Origin of the sequence: Gracilinema caldarium DSM 7334 (assembly GCF_000219725.1) — a bacterium.
Classification (GTDB): Bacteria; Spirochaetota; Spirochaetia; order Treponematales; family Breznakiellaceae; genus Gracilinema; species Gracilinema caldarium.
Window position 1 is genome coordinate 722,930 of record NC_015732.1, and the last position, 20,987, is coordinate 743,916.

Here is a 20,987-nt window from a genome sequence, read left to right on the forward strand (position 1 = left end):
GAGGGAGCCTCATCGAGGGGCTCCCGGGCAACTCATATAGGGGTCCCCAGGATTCACATCCAGGGGCTCCCAGCTTCCGGGATTTTTTCCCGCCCCCTCGAGATCCCGCGCACCCCTTCTAAAATAGAAGACCGTTTCATTCTTCTATAAAGTAGGTTTTTATTGGAGGGAACCCGTTAAACTCCACCGCTGCGTAGCTTGATGTATAGGCACCAGTAGAAAGCCAGTAGAGCTTATCCCCCGGGGCAAGACTTAAGGGTAGCTGATAGCCTGACTTTTCATATATGATATCCATACTATCGCAGGTGGGCCCTGCAAGGATCACATCCCCTTCTTTTAGTCCTGCCGGCAATGCGGTAACCACCGGATACTTTATCGCCTCATCCAGGGTTTCGATAAGTCCATTGAACTTTCCCACATCCGTATAGACCCAGCGCTGCAGGGCTGTGTTGTTTTTCCGGGAAACCAGCACAACCTCGCTAACAATAATTCCCGCGTCCCCGACCATGGATCTGCCCGGCTCAAGGATAATTTCAGGTAGGTTTTCACCGAAGTCTTCATGCAAATAACGGGTAATTTCTCTTGCATAGGTAGTTAGTTCATGGGTTGGTACCGTATAATGGGCAGGGAATCCTCCCCCCATATTAATCATGCTCAGTTTAATGCCCTCTTCTTCTTCCAGGGCTCTGAAAAGGTAATTGGTTTTTGCAATCGCCTCATCCCACTGGCCAATATCCCGCTGCTGACTTCCTACATGAAAGGATATACCACAGGGTTCAAGCCCAAGCTGTTTGGCTTCTACGAGCAAATTGTACGCCATATCAGGATGACAACCAAATTTACGGGAAAGGGGCCAATCGGCAGATTGGGAACCCTCAACGAGAATACGCACGTATACCCGTGAACCGGGGGCCTTGCTAGCGATGTTATGCAGGTCGGTTTTGCTGTCGGTAGCAAAAAGCCTAACCCCCATTTCATAAAAATACTCGATATCCCGGGCTTTTTTTATGGTGTTCCCATAGGAAATGCGATCCGGTGTAACCCCGAGGGAAAGCACCTTGTCCAGTTCCCAACGGGATGCAATATCAAAGTTGGATCCCAGATTTTTAAGCAGGGTAATAATTTCCGGCGCCGGATTTGCCTTCACCGCATAATACTGTTTTGCAAAGGGAAACAGCTGGGCCAGCCGCTCATAATTTCTGCGAATAATGCCCAGGTCCACAAGAATAAAGGGGGTTTCTTTCCCTTCCGCAACGGTCAGAAACCGCTCCCACTGTGCATCGTCATAATAGGCGGAGCGATCTATCATAGCCCCCTCCTTGTGGTAATTATATGGGATGAGACCCGGAAGTCCCCAGAGACTGCCGGGTCAAGATGCGGGGCAGGTCCTATCGAGTAGGACCTGCGAGATTATCAGGAATGTTCAAGTATGAGGGTCTTTGTGGGCTGATCGCAGACTTCGCTCGGCCCGTAGTACTGAATCGCACCGGGGAAGAGGAAGCTTGTTTTTACTGCCCATTCAGCGCGTTTTGCTGCAAAGGCCTTAAAGGGCTTGCCATCCAGTTCCACCAGGGCCTTCCGGATAACCGGTTTTTTGCTGCCGTGGCGCTGTTCCATATTCATCATCATGGTAAGCGGAACACCGCCAGCCACCCATTGGTCAGCGGGAGCGGTCAGGTTTTTCACGCTGGAAAGATACCCCGTGAGCCCGGAAGCAATCAGCACAAAGGCGGTAAAGCCCAGGGCATAGGTATAGTCTGCATCGAAATTAGAGGGAAACGCACAGCGGCCTTCATAGCCAAAGAAGTGGGCCAGGGCGCTGAACTTGCCCGTATAGCTACCAGTCTTCTTCAGCTCGGCCAGTCTCTGTTCTACCATACCGATGAGGAGCTTTTCCGTCTCGATACGGGATACCTGGACATTACCATGGGGATCTCGGTCCATGAGGAGCTGTTTGGCAATTTCTGCAGGCAGGCTGGCAAATACCTTGGCCGATTCGGCGGAAAGCTTTTTACCAAGCCAAGCCGCCTGGGTTTCAAAGCCGGAAAGCCCTGCAAATTCATCCGCATAGTGAGCCATGAGGTCATTCAGCTCAGCAATAAGCTTTTTCATTTCAGGCACAAATTCAACCAGCCCTTCAGGAATCAATACCACCCCGAAGTTTTCCTTGTTCGCAGCCCGCTTCACAATCGAATCGCAGATCTGGTCCACAATCTGACCCAGGGAAAGCTTCTTGGCTTCCACTTCTTCGCTGATCAGGCAGATATTCGGCTGGGTCTGCAAGGCACATTCCAGTGCAATATGGCTGGCTGAGCGGCCCATCAGCTTAATAAAGTGCCAGTACTTCTTTGCACTGTTCGCATCCCGCTCAATGTTCCCGATGAGCTCGCTGTAAGTCTTGGTAGCCGTATCAAAACCAAAGGAGGTTTCGATATGCTCATTCTTCAGGTCCCCGTCGATCGTTTTGGGGCAGCCGATTACCTGGATCTTTTCCCCCTTTTCCAGGAAGTATTCCGCCAGCAGGGCTGCATTGGTGTTCGAGTCATCGCCGCCGATAATTACCACCGCATCGAGCCCCAGCTTTTTCGCGGTTTCCAGAGAAGCCGCAAACTGTTCGGGGGTCTCAATCTTAGTCCGGCCGGAACCGATCATGTCAAAACCGCCCGTATTCCGGTATTCATCCATAAAGGCATCGGTGATTTCCACCACCTTGTTTTCAATAAGTCCGCTGGGACCGCCCAGGAAGCCGAGCAGTTTGGAATCCTTGTTGCCCTTTTTAAGCCCGTCATAGAGGCCTGCGATAACGTTATGACCTCCAGGCGCCTGGCCGCCGGAGAGAATAACCCCGACCGTAAGCCGCCGGGTGATCTTATCATTCTTGCCCTTAACAAAACGGGCAAGCGGTTTTCCATAACTATGCTTGAACAAAGCCCGCAGATCCGCCTGATCTGCCACCGATTCGGTGGGGGTCCCAAATTCAATAGCAATATCAGAAACAGGTCCGGTCAAAATAACCGGTAATTTCGGCCGGTAAGCATACCGGGCTTTTTGCAACGCAGATATTTCCATAATGGACTCCTTAACAAAATAGGAATGCAAACATCGCAGATATACACAACGACTACGTTATAGTACATAAAAAAGTGGAATCTTTTCAAGAATGCGCTATAATTATAGTTAGAAAACAGGAGGTCCTGTATGAAACGGAGTGTTGTAGTAGTAGTAATGCTCATGTTAGGTATTCCCCTTTTTTCTCAGGTTCGTTTTGATATGGGGATCGATGTTCCACTAGGTTTAGGAGCACTATCGGATAATGAAGTTTTTACTGATTCAGAGGTTAATGATTTTTTTAAAGAACATATTTTACCATTTCCTGAATTAGGCCTCTATTATCAATTTGGTGATGGTTCTCTGAGAGGCGGCTTAGGCGTGAGAGCTTTTACGTTTATATTGGTTACTGTATATTGGCCAAATGCTTTTATTGAAGCTGATTTAGGTAATTTTACTACAGCTTTTCAGGTAGGTGGTGGTTTCTTTGGAATTTTTGGGATTGTAAACGATTCAGATACTGGAAATGTGTTCATACCTGATATTTCCTTATGGTATAGATTCGGTAAAGCCTTTAGGCTTGGTGGCGGCGTAATTGGAATGATGATGCCAGAATCGGATACTATGGGCTTTGCATATTATGTAGGATTTAAGTTTAGAAATTTGTTTGATTAATTTTGTTTGATTAATTTTAATAAATTGGAGCTACTATTTGTTCATGCATAAAAAATACCTTTTATTAAATTTATTATTTATAATACCGCTTTTTTTATTTGCTCAAAAATCAGGGGTATATACTGCGATAGGGCATGGAAAAGCAGCCTCTAAAGATGCTGCTCTAGAAGCTGCACAACTTGATGCTGTAAATGTGATGGTATTTACAGTTTTGCATCGGGATTCTTTATACCGAGATCTTTTTATTAGTGAAGCCTTACGAAATGGACGAATTTTAAATCAAGAATTGCAAAAAAGTGCTGCAGGGTTATGGCAAGCCACCATAACCTTAGAAATTGATGAAGGTTTAGCAGATGCACTCTATGTAGGCAGATATGCGACAACGGTAATAAATCTTCTAGACCAGACAGAAACTGAAGTTGCTTCTATTGACCAACTCTTTCTTCATGGTGAGCAAGCTGAATCTGAAGGGAATCTTGGGAGTGCTGAAACCTATTATACACAAGCTCAAACTAAGATTGATACTGTGTTAAGGTTCCTTAATCCAGTAGAAGATGCGTATTATTTTTCTTCCCAAGGAAAACGAAAGGCGCCAGAATTAAAAATACTGATGGCCTCATATAAAGAAAATAGTATCAAAGGCATTGAAAGGGTTCGAAAAGCCCAAAGTCAGCTTAATATGGCTCAAAACATTGCTCAGACGCTCTTATTGTATGAACAAATTGAGAAAGCCTTATTACCAATTGAAACGGTAAGGGATAATTTATTTCAAATATCAATAAGCCCTCGTGGATATACTGAAGAACAATTACGCACTACACAATTACAATGTAAACAACAGCAAAAATCACTTTATTTGCAAAAAATGCAATTTCTTAGGGCTAGTGAAGGATTAGATTTATCGAAGTCTCACAATAGCGAAAGCTATATTAGTAAGCGTAAGGTTTTACTTGAATTACGAATTACAGAACTAGACCGTCAGCTTGTTGCAATTAACAGTAAACTATCCAGAGAACTTTTTTGGCGTTCAAACTCTATATCTGCTTTGCGCTGGGTTGTCAATCATGAACCTGCTCATTATTTTTCTCTGGGGGTCCGACTCCCAATTGGTTTAAAACCAGAGGAACAAGGTCCGGAAATAAATACTATTCCACTAAATGTACAGTTCTATGCAGGGGGACCGCTTCCATTAGAAAGCAATCATGGTTTGTGGCTGTCGACAAAGCTACAAACTGGATCTGAATATGTATATGCCAATCATTTAAAAAATATACAACAAGAAGTGGTATTAGGGTTTTATAAAAGTCGTTTATTCGGACTTGGAATCCGATGGGATTGGAATCGGGAAGAGCAAAAACCTATTGTAGCTCTCGAATCTATCTGGGGAAATCCTGGTAATGAATTCGGACAAAAAAGCATACAGCCACTATGGCTACATACCTTGAGCTGGGAAATCCCACGAGAATCCAATCATATATTGGCCTATTTAAATGGTGGATTAGTAAGTACTTTCCGGCCTAACTCATTTCTTGGATTATCAACAAAAATTGCATCCCGAGTGCGGTATGATTCATCAACAAATACACCTTTTTGGGTTGGTTCTGCAGGTGTTGATTTCTTTTTCAGACTACCCATTTTGCGACCATTCCAATGGAGTATTGGATGGGAAGGCTACATGAGCAGTCTTTTAGATGGTCAATCCATATTACCTATGAATACCGTTTCAAATGATCATACCTTTACATGTGGAATACATTATGTGTTCTAACCTATAATGGTTCCGAAAAATGGCTGATCAGATAGTATTTTCTTTAAGTTGTCTAGATCTTTGCCTGCTGCACAAATAACCTTTAGTCCAATCTTTGCTGCATGTCTGCTGGCGACTGGATCAAAGGGTACATTTTTGCCTGGGATCCAGTCATCGCCAACAATGGAACGAAAATCTGCCCATGAAATAGCATCGATGGGTTTGGCATTAGAATTTTTTCGTGGATCATCAGTATAAACTTTAGCTATATTAGATAGGTTGATTACCTTGTCTGCCTGGAACCGTTCTGCAAGTAGAACTGCATCAAAATCTGTAGAAAATCCTGGTTTCCATCCGGCCGCCACTAATACTCGTCCAACAAAGGGGCCTACCTGAGATGGATCAGTTACTACCTCCTGTGTACATAGTTCACCTAATACTGCTTTGAGTAATTGGGCATTAAGACGGGTCGCCATTATACCAATCCAATCTGCCTGTTCATCTGATCCACTAGGGACTATGGATCTGTAGGCCTGTTGGTATTTTCTGGCAGGGCCACCGCCACCAACGACTAGAATAAACCGTCGTTTTTCATCAGAAGCAAGTTCATCCTTAAGTAATTGAATAAAAGCAGCAATAAAGTCTGTGTCTAAGCTGTCGGGGGCAACAATAGAACCACCCAATGAAATAACTGTCACCATATCTATTCCTAATATACTCCAGTAACGACAATATCGCTCCAGAGAGATGAATAGGACTCTAGGGTCCCTGTTGATTCTTCCCAAATATTTTGTAACGCATAGTCCCGATCTCGTCGAACTATTTTGCCCTTAGGAGCCATAGACGATAAGTTAATTATTCCACGGGAAAAGCTGATTCGTTGACTATCAATATTACCAAAATAATAGGTTGCTGCATCGGAGCGGAAGACAAAACGGTCTGGGAGTGCTCCTGCTCCCATGGCTGGATCGACTGGTATCCATCCAAAGCCATCTATCCAGAATTCAGCCCAATAATGCTTTCTTGTTTCTCGGTCTTTATTTATTAAAATCCCTGCATTTGGAATAACAGGTATCCCAAGAGAACGGCCCATTGCACAAAATAATAGGGTAGCCGTATAAGCATCCATTTCTTGTTTGTTCAAAGCTTCTATAAGATTGAGCGATATCGGTTCTTGTCGGATCCCACCTTGAGCTGTTAGCCATTCATAAAGCCGTTGGGCTTGCAAATAGGGATTTTTTTCTTTTCCAACTATAGCATTTGCCTTTTTCTGAATATCTGGATTATCAGAAGGAATTAAAAAGGAGCTTTGTGTATAGACTGCTTGTATTGGAGATCCGCTTTCTCGTTTTATTGATTGGACCTTAATATTAGTTTCAACTGCATATACCTCAACGAGGTAGTCTGTTCTCAGACTGCTTTCGTTTCCTGTCTGCATATCCTTGAGCTGAAAAAGGGATGACCCAAGATAGTTTTCTACATAAGGTTCTACTGTCCTGCCTAATAATTGAGAAATCCTCTGTTGTGCATTAGTAACGGGAATAGGAAGCCAAAGATAAAGGGTATTTGATGCAGTAGCTTTTTGTATTTTTATATCTACTCCATATGAAATAGCAAAGCTTCGACGATCCTTAAATATCTTTGTGCCTGGCTTATCCACTACATCAAAAAAGAGCGGTAAACTTGACCCCTGAGAAGTTACAACTTGAACTGCGCCACTTATAGCCCCATCTGGTACACGAACTCGAATTTCTCGATCACTCCAATATTCATAGCCTAATTCTGTTTCTGATACTTCTACGGTTTTTTGACTTTGATTCCCATCACTGATATTGATTAATGAATTTTCTAAATTCCAGTTAAAGAGAACTTTAGATTTATCACGTGCAGCCCCAAAGGAACTCCCTAAAATGGTGACTAAAGATCCAATCCGCCCAGAAACTGGGGATAATTCTGAAAGAACAGGACCACTCCCCAAATGAGTATCAGTGATACGCTGAGGCATAACGGATCGATTCGTAAAAAGACTAGGGTTACTCCGTTTGCCGTTTACATATACATACACGAGACCTGAGTCTCCAAAGTCAGGAGTTCTCAATGCTATAAGATTGTCTTTCCATTGAATATATGCAGATGAGGTTGGAATTATACCGCCGATAATGACATAATTTTCACCCCGTTCTTCCCCAAAATGCTGTCCTCGTATGGTTAAAATTTCCCCAAGACTACCGATTCGAGGATCTATAGAATCGATTCTGGGACTTTTAATAAAACAAGCAGTAAAAAGTAACAATATTGAAAAGCAAAATAGTATGCCTTTTTGATGAGCAAGCTTCATTTCTGTGTTGAATCTCCAGATGGCTGATCCTCAGATTTATTATTTTCCTCTGGAGCTGGTATTTTTACATAAGGCTTTAATTCAAGCTGAATTTCGATGCTGCTTTTTCCATCCTTCGTTTTTGGCCCTAGAGGAAAAAAGAAAAGCCGTTCACCGTATTCCAACGGTATGGTTTGCATAGTACTTTGGTATTTTATACCCTTATCGTCCGTATCAATCCATACTTGCCCCTGGGCTACTAAAAACTTTCTTCCATCGTCTCTGATATAAGGCGTAAATTGAGCTAATACCACGACGTTTTGGCCAACAAGTTTAATGGTTACCGGCCGACCGGGAATAGTTATTTTTGAATTTTCTGATGTCCAAGTTTCGGTGTTATTTACTTCGAGAACTCGAGCGATAATATCAAGTACGACAGCCCGTTCCTTTAAACCTGGTAATTCTGTAAGTGGCGCTTCCTGGGAAAAGATAGAAAATGAAACCAGATACATAAAGATTCCCAGGAAGCCAATATCACGGTTTGTTGTCAATGCTGACATAGGGGATTTACCTCCGCCCCTGATAATCGACTGCCCGTATAATTTCCGGTTGTCCTGAAGGTATAAAACTGCTTGTATCAGGCAGTTTGATGATTACAATATCTGCAGCCGAAGCCTGATTTTCCAGATATTGTAAGAGGCCATGCATATCTGATACGGGTACAATTCCTGGAACTTCGGTATTAATTTTTGCAATATTTTGGGTGCCTTTGGTTCCCTGGTGTAAGATGAAGGGTGTTATAAACGAAGCTAGCAAGGCTACAGCAACTAATGCAGCGATGGCTGCAGGCAGAGGTATGATCAGGGGATGTTTCCAAATCCGTTTTGTTTTTACCTGATTGGTTTGTGGCAGCCTATGGGAAAGATGTTTCCAGATGTTTTTTTGGACTACTTCAATCTGCTCAGATGTAAGTTGTTCAGTTTGTAAGAAGCCACTTAAATGAACATAGGCCCGCAAGGTGTGAGTACATTCTGGGCAGGTCTGAATATGGGCTTCCAGCTTTTCCTTCCAGGGTGACGGTAGTTCGCCATCCTTATACAATGATATAAGCTGACGATCAGGACACATAGGTACCATCCTTTCCAATCAGGGCAGCTAACTGTTCACGGGCTCGAAATACCCGCACTTTTACATTTCCCTCACTAATGCCAAGAATACGACCAATCTCTTTATAATTCAATTCTCCATATTCTTTTAATACTAATACGGTACGCATATTTTCAGGCAGTTTTTGTAAAGCCTCCTGCACTTCCAGCTTGGTTTCTCCAGCTATATATTCGGCTTCTCCAGTTTCGATCTTCCGGACATCTTCCCGGAAGGCTCGTTGATAGGCCCTCCGTTCCCGTTCTTTCCGTTTTGCATAATTTAAAGCTGCATTCTTTACTACTCGAATAAGCCAATATTTAGCTTCTTCTAAATTGGGGAACTTCATGTTCCGTTCATAAAGCCGGAAAAAAGCATCCTGACACAGATCCTCCGCCGCATCTTCACTACCTGCAATACGATAAGCAACCCTGAATAAAACGGGGAAGGCGCTATCGTAGAGGCGTCTAAACTCGGCTATGGACATCTGCTCGCCTGTATCAAATAACAACGGTAGCCTCTCATTCGTTACAGTGTAACCAGATCTGGCAGTAGAATACTAGTCTGGCCATAGCGTTTATCTACAAAGGGTCATTTCAAACGCCATGTGGTTCCTTGGGGACTATCTTCGAGCACGATCCCTCGTTCTTTGAGCATATTTCGTATTTCATCAGCCCGTTGGTAGTTTTTTGCCTTTTTTGCCGTAATCCGCTCAGCAATGAGATTTTCAATTTCTTTGACCAATTCGCTGTCCAACTGTTTTTCTGCCCGCGGAGCCTGCACTAGTTCCCGTAAACGAAGCCCCAGAACTGAGTCCATATCAAAGGTTATCCCCAGGGCCTCTTCTGGAACAAGTTCGGTATCACGTAGAAGTCCCCACAATTCAGCCAACGCCCGGGGGGTAGAAAGGTCCTCCTCTATGGCCCGATTAAAGGCCTCGACATAGGCCTGAGCCTTTTCGCTCAAGCTGCTGGTTACGGTTATTGCCTCTGGCAGGGCACTACATTTGCCTGCAAGCAGATACAGGCGGTCCATCAAAGCTTTGCGGGAGTTACGGGCACTATCCAGGGCTTCATAGGAAAACTGCAGTTGGCTCCGATAGTGGCCCCCCAGGAGGAAATAGCGGTAATCCAGAGGGTCATAGCCCATATCCACGAGGCTTTGCAGGGTAAGGAAATTACCGCTCGATTTGGACATTTTGCCCTTGTCCAGCACCAGAAATTCATTGTGAACCCAGTAATTCACCCATTTTTTTCCCGTTGCAGCCTCGCTCTGGGCAATCTCATTGGTATGGTGAATGGGAATATGGTCAATACCACCCGCATGAATATCAAACTGTTCCCCCAGATACTTCATGCTCATGGCAGAGCATTCGATATGCCAGCCCGGGTAACCCCGACCCCAGGGGCTGTCCCAGGTGAGTGCCTGGTTTTCGAACTTACTCTTCGTAAACCAGAGGGCAAAATCATGGGGATTTCGTTTGTTTTCATCCACATCGATGCGGGCTCCTGCCTTCAGATCCTCCAGCTTAAGCCGGGCCAGCTCCCCATAGGTCGGGAATTTGGTTATATCAAAGTATAAATTGCCGCCTGCCTGGTAGGTGTAGCCCCGACTTTCGATCCGCTGAATGAGAGCAATCATATCGCTAATATGCTCAGTGGCTTTGCAAACCACCGTAGGCCGGACAATATTAAGCCGTTCCGTATCTTTAAAAAAAGCCTCAGTATAAAAAGCGGCAATTTCCAGAACCGATTTTCCCCGTTCCTCTGCACTTTTTACCATCTTGTCTTCACCGGTATCACTATCCCCGGAAAGATGACCCACATCGGTTATATTCATGACATGGGTAACCTGATACCCCATACGGCGGAGGGCGCGGACCAGAATATCATGGGTCACATAGGCCCGAAGATTTCCAATATGGGCGTAATTATACACCGTGGGACCGCATCCATAAAAACCAACCTGGCCCTGTTTGAGGGGCTTAAATTCCTGTAATTCCCGTCCCAGGGTGTTAAACAAGTACAGTGGCATGGAACCTCCGCATATTTTTCGGTACAATAGCATCTATGGTAAACCTACGGAAATTAATGGAAAAAATCAATACACAGGAGCCTTTACAGGGCGCACTCCGGTTTGATGAGCCTATGTCGTTACATACCACGTTTAAGGTAGGAGGTCCGGCCGATATCTGGGTACGGCCCGAGGGACCTAGTTTCCCTAGGTACGCGGCCTGCCTGCTGCGCACCGCAAGAACAGAAGGTGTACCGGTTTTTATTTTAGGGGGAGGCGCCAATCTTGTAGTCTCTGACCAGGGAATCCGGGGTATTGTCCTGGATACCACCGGCTGGTCTGGTTGGCAGATTGATGAATCTTCTGTGCTATTGTACGCTGGAACTACCGTGGATAAGGCTGTAGAGGTTTGCGCAGACCATGAACGGGAAGCCCTCGCTTTTCTTGCAGGTATGCCCGGTTCCATCGGTGGTGCCATCTGGATGAATGCCCGCTGTTACAATCTTTCCATTTCAGATGTTCTCATGGAAACCTGGATTCTCAATGAACAGTTCGAGCAAGTATGGGTCCCGTTCCGACCGGAGGATTTTGAATATAAAATTAGCCCCTTTCAGCACCGGCAAGTTTTAATACTGGGGGGCCGTTTTAAAACAAGACCAGGGGATCGGTCGGCCCTTGTGGCAGAAATGCAAAAATACCGGCAGGACCGGGAAACCAAGGGCCATTATACTCTGCCATCCGCTGGGTCCGCCTTTAAGAATAACCATGCCTTTGGGAAACCCACCGGTAAAATAATAGATGAACTGGGGCTTCGGGGCTTAAGTCTGGGTGGGGCAAAGGTAGCTGACTGGCATGGCAATATTATAGTAAATACCGGCACCGCCACAGCTCAGGATATCTATCTATTAACCGAAATACTAAAAAAACGAGTTAAAGAAGCTCTAGGATACGATTTAGAATGTGAAATTCTTTTTGTTGGGGATTGGAGTCAGGATGGTCACATCTCCTGAATGAAATTGCTCTCATTTCGGGAGTTTTTGGCGTTATCCTGAAATCTTCGGTTTCTGTTGCTATACTGTAATTAGGAGGACTGTTGTGCATACATATAAAAGGTTTGCAGTTTTGTTTGTAGTAGTAACTGCCTTAGAAACACTTGCATTTGCAGCCCAGAATCAGGTTGGTATCGTTCAGGAAATCATGGGTACGGTAACGGTTACCCGCAATGGCAAGGTGCTCTCCCAGATAGATCTGGGTGATCCTATTGAAAACTATGATCTTATTAAAACCGGTTCCGATGGTGGCATGGTGATCGGATTAACCTCAGAAACTGGTATGAGAGGTACCCTTATTGTAAAACCAAAATCGGTATTTACCGTTAAAACTCAGGTGGTAAGCGGCAGTCCGAAGACCGAAGCGGATGTGCTTGGTGGATCCATCGGGGTAAAGGTAAAAAAGATATCAGGAGATCCATCACTCAATGTGAAAACAGGGAATACCGTGATGGGTGTACGGGGTACTGAATTTGTGGTTGTTATCTCTGTGAATAATGGTCTTCTGGTTACCTGTAATGAAGGCAAGGTTGCCTGTACCGGAGACGAGGGAGATGAGCTCTATGCAGTTCCCGGCCAGGTTGTTGCAAGAACCGCCGGTGAACGGCTGAAAAATATACCCGTTGCGGTATCTTCATTGGAAGATTTCCAAAACCGTTGGTATACCGAAGAGATCTCTGCCTTTAAATCCTCTGCGGTGAGAGCCTTGGATCAATATGCCCGTGCCTATTTCCGTTATCGGGATGATTTCCGGAAAAAATCCGATGAGCTTGCTCGAGAGCCCATTTTTTTGCAATGGAAAAAGGAATTTCGGGAAGGAATAGCCCCAGCTCCATCTAGGGATATCCAAGTTATGAAGCAGAAGGCTGTGATGGTTAAAAAGCTCATGAATATCCGTCAGGTGCTTTTTTTCTTTGAACGTATTTATTACCGCCTCGATGAAATACAGTCCTATGTGCCAGCTACGGCCCTTAGATCCAAGCTCTATAATGGGCAGAATGTGCAGGATTTTATGCGGCTGGTGGCCAGTGAAAAATCTGAATTCGAACGACGGGCCGCTGAATACCGGTTTGCCCTGCGACTGTATGCTCAACGTAACGATGGAAAAGAACCTGTCTCTATTGGAGATGAGGAAGACTCATTCTTTGATGATACGGATAGTTTCTTTCAGGAATAACCTGTAACCAGGTCTCTAAGAAAAGAGATTTTCCCGGCTCAGTAGGCTTTGTCCGTTGACAAAGCCCTGGGAGGCTTCCTATACTTAAGTATCCACCGGGGGGGACACAGAGCAGGATGGCAAATCAGCTGCAGTTAGCCTTTGTAAACTTCAAGAAGGATTCTTATATAATTGTTGAAGGCAAACAGAATGCCGACCGCTTTTTTATTATCCGCCAGGGTAAAGTCCGAATATCCAAAGAAGTTGAAGTGGTAGAAGAGGAAGGGGGCAATGTCCTGGGTCCCGGTGACTTCTTTGGTGTTGTTGCAACCATGTCCGGCCACAGCCATATAGAAACCGCACAGGCCCTCACCGATGTAACCCTCATTTCGGTACAAAAAGACCAGTATGTACAGCTCATCCAGAACAATACCCCGGTGGCAATGAAGATTATCCTCCAGTTTTCCAAACGGATGCGTTTTCTGGATGAAGCCCTGACCCGTCTCACCTTAAAAAATACCGCTGATAATGACCCATCCCACCTTTTTAAGGTAGCGGAATACTATGCAAAACAAAGCCAGTTTAATCAGGCCTATTTTGCCTATCATCAATACATAAAATATTGCCCTAATGGCCAGAATGTACAGGTGGCCCGGGAACGGATGGTCAAAATAGCCCCCTATGCCAAGGCAGTGTATCTCGATAAAAAGACCGATGAGTTTACCCGGACCTATCCAAAGGACACCATGATCTTTTCTGAGGGACAACCGGGGGATGAACTGTATATCATTCAAAAAGGTTCGGTGAAAATCGTAAAGATTGTAGACAATAACGAGGTACTTCTGGCGGTACTCAAACAGGGGGATATTTTTGGTGAAATGGCCCTACTTGAGTCTAAGCCTCGGTCTGCCAATGCGATTGCCTATGAAGACTGTACCGTTCTGGCAGTTAATAAAGAAAATTTTGAACGCATGGTCGGCACCCAGCCGCAGATTATCAGCCGGCTGACCCAGCTTCTGGCAGAGCGGATTTGGTTCATCTATAAACAGCTGGCTAATACGCTTATCAGCGATCCCCTGGGACGCATGTATGATGCCCTCCTCATTCAGCTGGAAAAAAACAGGATTCCCCTGGGCAACGCACCTCACACCTTTGATTTTGGACCAAAGGAACTCATCAATATGGTAGGGCTTCCTACTGCTGAAGGGAATATGGTAATACGGAAATTGCTCGAAAATCCGAAAATCCGCGTAGTGGATAATAAAATTGCCCTTACCGATGTGTCTGAAGTGGTCAAACAAACCGAATATTACCGGAAAATGCAAAAAATTGAGCGGGCCCGTCGGGAAGCCGCAAGCCGTATTGGGCTGTAATAGTATTATACGAAGATCATGCAACCTGTAAAGACGTTACGCTTTCTGCCGATATATAGGGTAGGGTGGTTCCGTGATAGGGGCTGCCCTCTTGTGTATATGGGGGGAGAGGTGCATTATAGAAGAGCCGACCATAAGAGTATTCGCTTTCAAAGGCTCATCTCACGGGATCTTGTTATATATAAAATGCTATTACTACTTAGTTGCTTGATATTTGCAGGTAATTCAGCATTGCTTGCTCAGAGTGTTGCCATACCCACTGAGCCTGCACCCTCTGCGACTTCTGTAACCACAACAAATCAAGATTCATCAACTTCGGGGATACTAGCCGAACTGCCAAAAAGATATCGGGCCTTTTCTCTCGGAATGGGACTTGAGGATCTGAAAAAAGCCCTTGCTGCGGATGACCTCTTTACCTTTCGAGGTGACCGGGATGTATCTCTTTTGCCGCTCAGTGAACAGACCCTCGTCGAGACTACAGGTCTTTCATTTATCAAACGGGCTTTTTTCCAGCTCAAAGGCGGCAAGGTCTTTATTATGGCCTTTACTCTGAATACGGATAAAATCGACCATTATTCAGTTTTCACCACCCTGGTCCAAAAATATGGGGAACCTAAGGAATTAAATCCCCGGGAGGCTGTCTGGCTGTCAGACACGGTCCGGCTTTCTCTTGAACGGCCTTTAACGGTAAAATATATAGATCTCCAGGTCTTTAACACCATAGTCGAGGCTTCTGCGGTCAAAGAATCCAAGGAAGCGGTTCTACGAAAGGAATTCCTGAATGATTTTTAATTCCAGATTGATGAATCCCCTCTGTTTTGGAGTGCTTGTGGCGAGCCTTATCTCATGCAGTCCTTCATACATGAATGCTCAGTCAAAACTGCCGGTGCGAACCATAACGCTGGTGAAACAGGATGGTACACAGATTCCAGTGCAGGTGGAAGTAGCGGATACAGATCAGAGCCGTACCCAGGGGCTCATGAACCGAAAAATCGTACCCGAAGGAACCGGCATGCTGTTTATTTTTGATAGGGACCAGATACTTACCTTCTGGATGAAAAATACCTTCGTACCCCTTTCAATCGCGTATATCAGTTCAGAGGGCAGGATTATTGATATTTTTGATATGGAACCGGAAAGTCTGAAACCTGTTGTTTCAACACGATCTGTCCGGTATGCCCTTGAGGTTCCCCAGGGCTTCTTTACAACTGTGGGCATTAAAGAAGGGGATCTCCTTACTGGATTACCCCGATAGGTACTAATCAAAGCTTACGGAGAAAGCCTAATGGGCCTTTTCAAAGCGGGGAGTAGTCGCATTTTTACTAGGCTTCCAGTTGGGAGAGCATCTGTAAAGCCAGGGGATCTTCCTCATCATATTCTAAAACAGTTTTGAAAAATCCCGCTGCTTCATCGAGTTTGCCCTGTTTCATTGCGAGGATCCCCAGGTTAGAGATGACTTTTATGTTTTCCGGTTCCATTTGAAGGGCCCGTTCCAGTTCCTTTCTTGCCTCAGCCAGGTTTCCCTGTTCAATAAGACAAAGGGCGAGTTCGTTGCGGGTATCACAGTTATCACCCCCCAGTTCAAGGGTTTTACGGAAGGCCAGAACCGCATCATCCCATCGTTCGAGACGCCGCAGTCCCCAGCCGAGGAGAAACCATCCGTTCCATACCTCAGGGTGGCGGGTTAAAAATTGGTGGATTTTTTCAATGCCCTTGGTTTCTTCACCCAATCTGATAAAATCATAAGCCTCTTTAAAAATTTGATCATCCAAGCTCCGTTCGGTGATTTCTTTGATAATACCCTGGGCTTTTTCTTTTTTCTTGGGGCTATCTGCTACAGGAAGATAACGAGAAAAACAATCCCGGGCTTTTTCATAATTACGTTGTTTTAGGTAGAAAAAGCCTGCATTAAAGAGGGCATTCGGTAAAGGTGATGTTTGGTTTATAAGGCGGATATATAATTCATGGGCCCGTTCCCATTCCTCTGTGGCCTCTTCCTCGCGGCCCGACTCCTCCAGAGTGTTTGCATGTTCTTCATAAACCAGAGCCTGGTTCAGGGTTACCTCTGCCGAGTCTGGGTAGAGGGCTGCTAAAGCCTTAAGGATTTCCATAGCCAAATCAAAATCCCGATTGCGGGCTTTTAAAATGGCAGCCTCAGAAAATTCTTTTAATATATCTGGTTTAACCGCCAGAACAAAACGACGGTAATAATCCGCATCTTCCTGATCCGGATCCCGTTCGATAACCTTTATCATACCAGAAAGAATCATTTCCCAGGAAAGCTGTTCCAGATTCAATGATTCCTGGTCTGGGGGAATTTCTACAGGAATAGGTATGGATGGGTCGACACTAAAATCTCCCGCAGAGACCTCTTCTATGCGGCCGCGGATAGATTCGGGGACTGACAGGAATACAATCCTATCTGAGTTATTTATTTGTTTCATGCTTCTCCGGTTCTTTTGTGTCTTGATTTCCTTGAGGTTTCTGTGCCGTTTCCTCAGCGGTTTCCGTACGAGGTTCGGTACGTATCTGGCTTAAATAGTCATTTATTCGCATTTTATAATTCATGGGAACCTGGTTTTCGTTAAAATGAATCGCTACCGCAACCAGTTCTTTCCTGCCTTCCACATCTTCTATGCGAACGACCTTACCACCGATTATATGAGATTCCCGAGGGTCTTCAAAATCCAGTCGTAGGGTTACTTCCTTATCAGCAATAAATTTTGCTACCCCAACCATGATAGTTTTTGCTCCGGAAAAAGAAATGTCCCTGAGTATACAGCGGCGGGGAACGCCTTGTAGGTAGAGTACCGTTTCCTTCGCGGCTAATCGTAATTTTCGTATCGATTCTGGGGTAATTAAGATCCTTTCATCCCGCCGTTTCGATGAATTAATATTCGCATCGAGAAGGCGTCCCATAATTTCGATAAGATCATCCGGTGGTCGCTGGGTGAATTGTAGGGTCATCATAGAAATATCTTGAGATCCCTGATAAGGAGCAGAACCAACGACACGGCAGGAAACAAAGAAAAACATGGGATCGGTTTTATCGGAAATTTTAAAACTATACCGAAGATTAACGAGATTATTGGCTTGCTGTAATTTGCCATAAAGCCCTGATTTTGTATTTATGATTACTTTTGCTTCTTCAAAAGAAGTAGAATAAATCACACAGGGCCACGCCTCTCCCAGGCACTTTAAATATACCTGCTGAGTTACCAGTCCTGTTGCAGTGATAATTTCCTTGGTAAAGGTAACTGAAATGGTGCGATATCGTTCGTAATATTTTGTGATCTGCTGGCTTGTTAAAACACCCATGGGTTTTTTTACTATAATTGAGGAAGGCCTCTTTCGTCAATGCAAAGAAGCCTTAAAAAATTACCATAACCCATAGCTATACATCCGTTCACCGGTTTCCCTCATGTCGTAGGTAAAACGGCGGAAGGTCCATTGTTTGAGGACAGTATCATAGAGGGCGAAACGAGCAACCGCTTTATCAAGTGAATCAGATGCATGGGCATCCTGGGCATCCCGTGGAAAACCTACACTGCCTGGATTGAACAGAAATCTGTTATTGACCACCGAGGCATCTACCCTTTTGTTTCCATCTCCATATAATACCTGAATTGTGGTTTTAGCGAAATTCCTTTTTAATATAAAAGCAGAAGGCAAATGGCTATGGCCAAAAAAACAATGGGTAAAAGAAACATCTCGAAAGGCATCCAGGGCATCTGTTTCTGACATGATATATTCCCACACCGGATTCCGGGGACTTCCATGAGAAAGTACTATTCCCTTATAGGTAACTATTGAGGGTAGTGTCGCTAGAAAGGTTTTGCTTTCAAGGGAAATATGATCCCAGGTCCACTCCATAGCCTTTCGAGCATGATGAGAAAAGTCAGATATATCTATTTTGCCACAGGCTGCAAGGTCATGGTTGCCTGCTAAGATGATCTTACAGGTTTCTCTAGCCAGCCTTACACATTCATCTGGGTCTGGTCCATAACCAACCAAATCACCAAGACACCAGAATTCATCAACTTCCATCGTTGCTCTATTTAGCAGTGCCTTAAAAGCAGCAAGATTTGCATGTATATCGGAAATTACAGCTACTCGCATTATAGTATAGTTTTAAACTATAATTAGCATAGAGGAAAGGGTATAATCTTCTTGTTTTGGGATGAGTGGGAAAAATAATTCTCTATGACAAGGATTTCTAACGAGGCCTTGATGAGGAACTGAAATGAAAATAAGTAAAACACAAGACTTTTTAGGCTCCATATCTGAACGTTTCACTGATGTATGGCAGTTACTGTCTGAAACAACTCAATTTCTTAGTAAAACAAAGGAATTTGCCCACTATGAAAACCAGCTACGAGAGTGGAGAGCTCAACTACAATCTAAACGACTTGATAGTGAAACTCACCTTCGTATTAGATCGGAACTTGTTAATTTACGAAAACATTTAAGACTAATGGGATATGACTTAAGCCTAGCAAAACAAATTCTTAGATTTGAAGGGTTTCGGAATGATGCCTGTATTCGTGAGGGCTTTCGTAGACTTGTAGTAGTGTTTACTGACAAGGATGTATACTGGTTAAGCGGAGATGATAATCATATCAATCTGGCAGAATACCTTGAGCGGAGGCTTGAATCCGCGTTATCTTCTGGAGAAATTGAACGAATACATGATCGGCATTATCTTTGGTATAAACGTCAGGGGAACAACCTTATTCTTTCTGGATCTGATACGGAATCAAAGGAAGATTTTGCACGGCTGGAAGCTATTGGAAATGCTAACCCCTTATTATTGTTGAGTAAGCTTAAGGGGCTGAAATAGTGGTTCCCAGTATGTTTCACGAATCAGTTTGACTAGTTATCTATAACATACACAGCCCCTGCCGTGCTACCGGATGTTGGGTAGTTGGAGAAGTATAGTCCTGTTTTCCAAGAAGTAGCTTCGGCAGTGGCTATACCAAAAGCAGACTGATAAAGCCGCTTTAGTAGTCCTTCCAGCTTCCTGCCATATTCTCGATCGCTGGCCCATCTGCCTGCAAGATCGTGTATGCTCGGCGCACTACCTCGTCTAACATATTTAAAACGAGGATCTACCAGACTTTGATGAAGTGCTTCGGTGGAGGCATAGGCTTTGAGGTGCTGTATATGTGCCCGTACTCCCATTTGGGCTGTGGGAAACCGTTCTCCCGGTTTACCTGGCCCGATTGAGCCTAAGCCGCAATAGTTATGCATGTCAGGAGTAACCAATCCGCCGAATCGGAGAAAACTAGTCTCAAGACACATCTGAACAAAGGCAATATCAGAATTCACCGACTCAAGAGCAGCTTCTTTATGGTAAAGGTTTGCCATCAACAGAGCTTCCTGATCTGATATTTTAGGATTATTTTGATGTAAAAAACGGGCTAAATCTTTTGGGGGTACCTTGCCGGTACTCATAATTTTCTGTGGAATAGATGGCAGTACCGGTGGACGTTCTTGAGGCTGTTCAGGGCTCATTCCGGCTGATACGGTCGAAATGCTGGTACAAGACCCTAATATAAAGCTTATACTGACTAAGAGTACCAGATATTTCAAAATATATTTCATGGTATATCTATCGGCAATTTGAAGTACCTTTTAAAGCATGATGAATTACGCAATTGTACTACTGGTATGGATGGACAATGTTGTTATGAAGAGCATACCAAAAACTTGGTATATAGCCCTCTGGAATTACCTAAGGCTGAACGACCTCGGGAACGTCTAGCAGCGGCCGGCCCTCAGTCCTTATCGGATCGGGATTTGCTTGCCATATTACTTGGTGCAGGCATCCGTGGAAAAAGTGTATACCAGGTGGCTGAAGACCTTCTTGATCGTTTGGATCTATCAAAGGGTCTACCTGCGTTAGAAAAGCTTTCTGAAATTTATGGCCTTGGTTTTTCAAAAGCCTGCTTAGTACTGGCTATGCTTGAATTTAGCCGCCGTTATTGGGGCCCAGTAGGTACAAGAATACGAGAACCCGCAGATGCCTATCAACTGCTCAGACACTATGCGGACCGGAAACAAGAACATTTTATTTGTATATCCCTTAATGGTGCCCATGAAGTGCTTGCTAGCCGTATTATTACAATCGGACTTGTCAATAGGACCCTTATTCATCCCAGAGAGGTTTTTTCTGATCCTCTTATAGACCGGGCTTGTGCAGTTATAGTCGCCCATAATCACCCCTCTGGCCAGGTAAATCCCTCATTAGAGGACGAGGAAATAACCCGTCGCTTAAAGGCTACAGCAGATCTGGTAGGTATTACCCTGCTTGATCATATCATTTTTTCAGAAGATGGATATTACAGTTTCTCACGGGAACAAAATAGTATTTTTTTATCATAATTATTATTGATTTGCAATTTTACTTTAAATGATTATATTTTGATTAGGTTTGACGGTGTACATAAGAAGTTAGACCTATAGA

The 20,987-nt window shown here is 44.4% G+C and carries 21 protein-coding genes; 9 read left to right on the forward strand and 12 right to left on the reverse strand.

Features of this window, described 5'->3' with window-relative positions:
* Positions 1–136: 136 nt before the first annotated feature.
* Positions 137–1,309, reverse strand: coding sequence for a type III PLP-dependent enzyme (locus tag SPICA_RS03325; protein ID WP_013968125.1), 1,173 nt, complete (start codon positions 1,307–1,309; stop codon positions 137–139).
* Between the two features lie 104 nt (positions 1,310–1,413).
* Positions 1,414–3,069, reverse strand: coding sequence for a diphosphate--fructose-6-phosphate 1-phosphotransferase (locus SPICA_RS03330; protein WP_013968126.1), 1,656 nt, complete (start codon positions 3,067–3,069; stop codon positions 1,414–1,416).
* Between the two features lie 129 nt (positions 3,070–3,198).
* Between SPICA_RS03330 and SPICA_RS03335 the strand changes: the two genes are divergently transcribed.
* Together SPICA_RS03335 and SPICA_RS03340 are read left to right on the forward strand one after the other, a co-directional pair.
* Positions 3,199–3,723 carry a hypothetical protein gene (locus SPICA_RS03335; RefSeq protein WP_013968127.1) on the forward strand — a complete coding sequence of 175 codons (525 nt, stop codon included), beginning with the start codon at positions 3,199–3,201 and terminating at the stop codon, positions 3,721–3,723.
* Positions 3,724–3,766: 43 nt separating this feature from the next.
* Positions 3,767–5,491 (forward strand): hypothetical protein, encoded by a 1,725-nt coding sequence (locus SPICA_RS03340; RefSeq protein ID WP_013968128.1) that lies wholly within the window; start codon positions 3,767–3,769, stop codon positions 5,489–5,491.
* On the opposite strand, the gene pyrH is transcribed toward SPICA_RS03340, so the two are convergent.
* From pyrH to cysS, 6 genes are all read right to left on the reverse strand, one after another.
* Positions 5,488–6,171 carry a UMP kinase gene (gene pyrH / locus SPICA_RS03345; RefSeq protein ID WP_013968129.1) on the reverse strand — a complete coding sequence of 228 codons (684 nt, stop codon included), beginning with the start codon at positions 6,169–6,171 and terminating at the stop codon, positions 5,488–5,490. The genes SPICA_RS03340 and pyrH overlap by 4 nt on opposite strands.
* Before the next feature lie 8 nt (positions 6,172–6,179).
* Positions 6,180–7,808: an IPT/TIG domain-containing protein gene (locus SPICA_RS03350; RefSeq protein ID WP_013968130.1), complete on the reverse strand. Its 1,629-nt coding sequence runs from the start codon at positions 7,806–7,808 to the stop codon at positions 6,180–6,182.
* On the reverse strand, positions 7,805–8,347 hold the full coding sequence (locus SPICA_RS03355; protein ID WP_013968131.1) for a hypothetical protein: 543 nt from the start codon (positions 8,345–8,347) through the stop codon (positions 7,805–7,807). Before SPICA_RS03355 ends, SPICA_RS03350 begins: the two co-directional genes overlap by 4 nt.
* A 7-nt stretch (positions 8,348–8,354) precedes the next feature.
* Entirely contained in the window at positions 8,355–8,915 is a 561-nt protein-coding gene (locus SPICA_RS03360; RefSeq protein WP_013968132.1) for an anti-sigma factor family protein, read from the reverse strand.
* A complete protein-coding gene (locus SPICA_RS03365; RefSeq protein ID WP_013968133.1) occupies positions 8,905–9,417 on the reverse strand; it encodes an RNA polymerase sigma factor in 513 nt (170 codons plus the stop codon). Before SPICA_RS03365 ends, SPICA_RS03360 begins: the two co-directional genes overlap by 11 nt.
* Before the next feature lie 104 nt (positions 9,418–9,521).
* Entirely contained in the window at positions 9,522–10,964 is a 1,443-nt protein-coding gene (gene cysS / locus SPICA_RS03370; protein WP_013968134.1) for a cysteine--tRNA ligase, read from the reverse strand.
* A gap of 35 nt (positions 10,965–10,999) precedes the next feature.
* Between cysS and murB the strand changes: the two genes are divergently transcribed.
* From murB to SPICA_RS03395, 5 genes are all read left to right on the forward strand, one after another.
* Entirely contained in the window at positions 11,000–11,953 is a 954-nt protein-coding gene (gene murB / locus SPICA_RS03375; RefSeq protein WP_041396404.1) for a UDP-N-acetylmuramate dehydrogenase, read from the forward strand.
* A gap of 85 nt (positions 11,954–12,038) precedes the next feature.
* Positions 12,039–13,169 (forward strand): FecR family protein, encoded by a 1,131-nt coding sequence (locus SPICA_RS03380; RefSeq protein WP_013968136.1) that lies wholly within the window; start codon positions 12,039–12,041, stop codon positions 13,167–13,169.
* Between the two features lie 116 nt (positions 13,170–13,285).
* Entirely contained in the window at positions 13,286–14,521 is a 1,236-nt protein-coding gene (locus SPICA_RS03385; RefSeq protein WP_013968137.1) for a Crp/Fnr family transcriptional regulator, read from the forward strand.
* 111 nt (positions 14,522–14,632) lie between these two features.
* Positions 14,633–15,313, forward strand: coding sequence for a hypothetical protein (locus SPICA_RS03390; protein WP_156789619.1), 681 nt, complete (start codon positions 14,633–14,635; stop codon positions 15,311–15,313).
* Entirely contained in the window at positions 15,303–15,776 is a 474-nt protein-coding gene (locus tag SPICA_RS03395) for a DUF192 domain-containing protein (RefSeq protein ID WP_013968139.1), read from the forward strand. The genes SPICA_RS03390 and SPICA_RS03395 overlap by 11 nt, the downstream gene beginning before the upstream one ends.
* A gap of 67 nt (positions 15,777–15,843) precedes the next feature.
* On the opposite strand, the gene SPICA_RS03400 is transcribed toward SPICA_RS03395, so the two are convergent.
* The 3 genes from SPICA_RS03400 to SPICA_RS03410 are packed head-to-tail and all read right to left on the reverse strand — an operon-like array spanning position 15,844 to position 18,640.
* Positions 15,844–16,965, reverse strand: a complete 1,122-nt coding sequence (locus SPICA_RS03400) for a tetratricopeptide repeat protein (RefSeq protein WP_013968140.1) — start codon at positions 16,963–16,965, stop codon at positions 15,844–15,846.
* Positions 16,949–17,839 carry a PilZ domain-containing protein gene (locus tag SPICA_RS03405; RefSeq protein WP_013968141.1) on the reverse strand — a complete coding sequence of 297 codons (891 nt, stop codon included), beginning with the start codon at positions 17,837–17,839 and terminating at the stop codon, positions 16,949–16,951. The genes SPICA_RS03400 and SPICA_RS03405 overlap by 17 nt, the downstream gene beginning before the upstream one ends.
* Before the next feature lie 60 nt (positions 17,840–17,899).
* Entirely contained in the window at positions 17,900–18,640 is a 741-nt protein-coding gene (locus SPICA_RS03410; RefSeq protein WP_013968142.1) for a metallophosphoesterase family protein, read from the reverse strand.
* A 124-nt stretch (positions 18,641–18,764) separates the two neighbouring features.
* Here SPICA_RS03410 and SPICA_RS03415 point away from each other — a divergent pair, with 124 nt between their 5' ends.
* Positions 18,765–19,361, forward strand: a complete 597-nt coding sequence (locus SPICA_RS03415; RefSeq protein ID WP_013968143.1) for a hypothetical protein — start codon at positions 18,765–18,767, stop codon at positions 19,359–19,361.
* 32 nt (positions 19,362–19,393) lie between these two features.
* On the opposite strand, the gene SPICA_RS03420 is transcribed toward SPICA_RS03415, so the two are convergent.
* Positions 19,394–20,125, reverse strand: coding sequence for a glucosaminidase domain-containing protein (locus SPICA_RS03420; protein ID WP_013968144.1), 732 nt, complete (start codon positions 20,123–20,125; stop codon positions 19,394–19,396).
* 18 nt (positions 20,126–20,143) lie between these two features.
* Here SPICA_RS03420 and radC point away from each other — a divergent pair, with 18 nt between their 5' ends.
* Positions 20,144–20,905: a RadC family protein gene (gene radC, locus SPICA_RS03425; protein WP_237255913.1), complete on the forward strand. Its 762-nt coding sequence runs from the start codon at positions 20,144–20,146 to the stop codon at positions 20,903–20,905.
* Positions 20,906–20,987 lie beyond the last annotated feature (82 nt).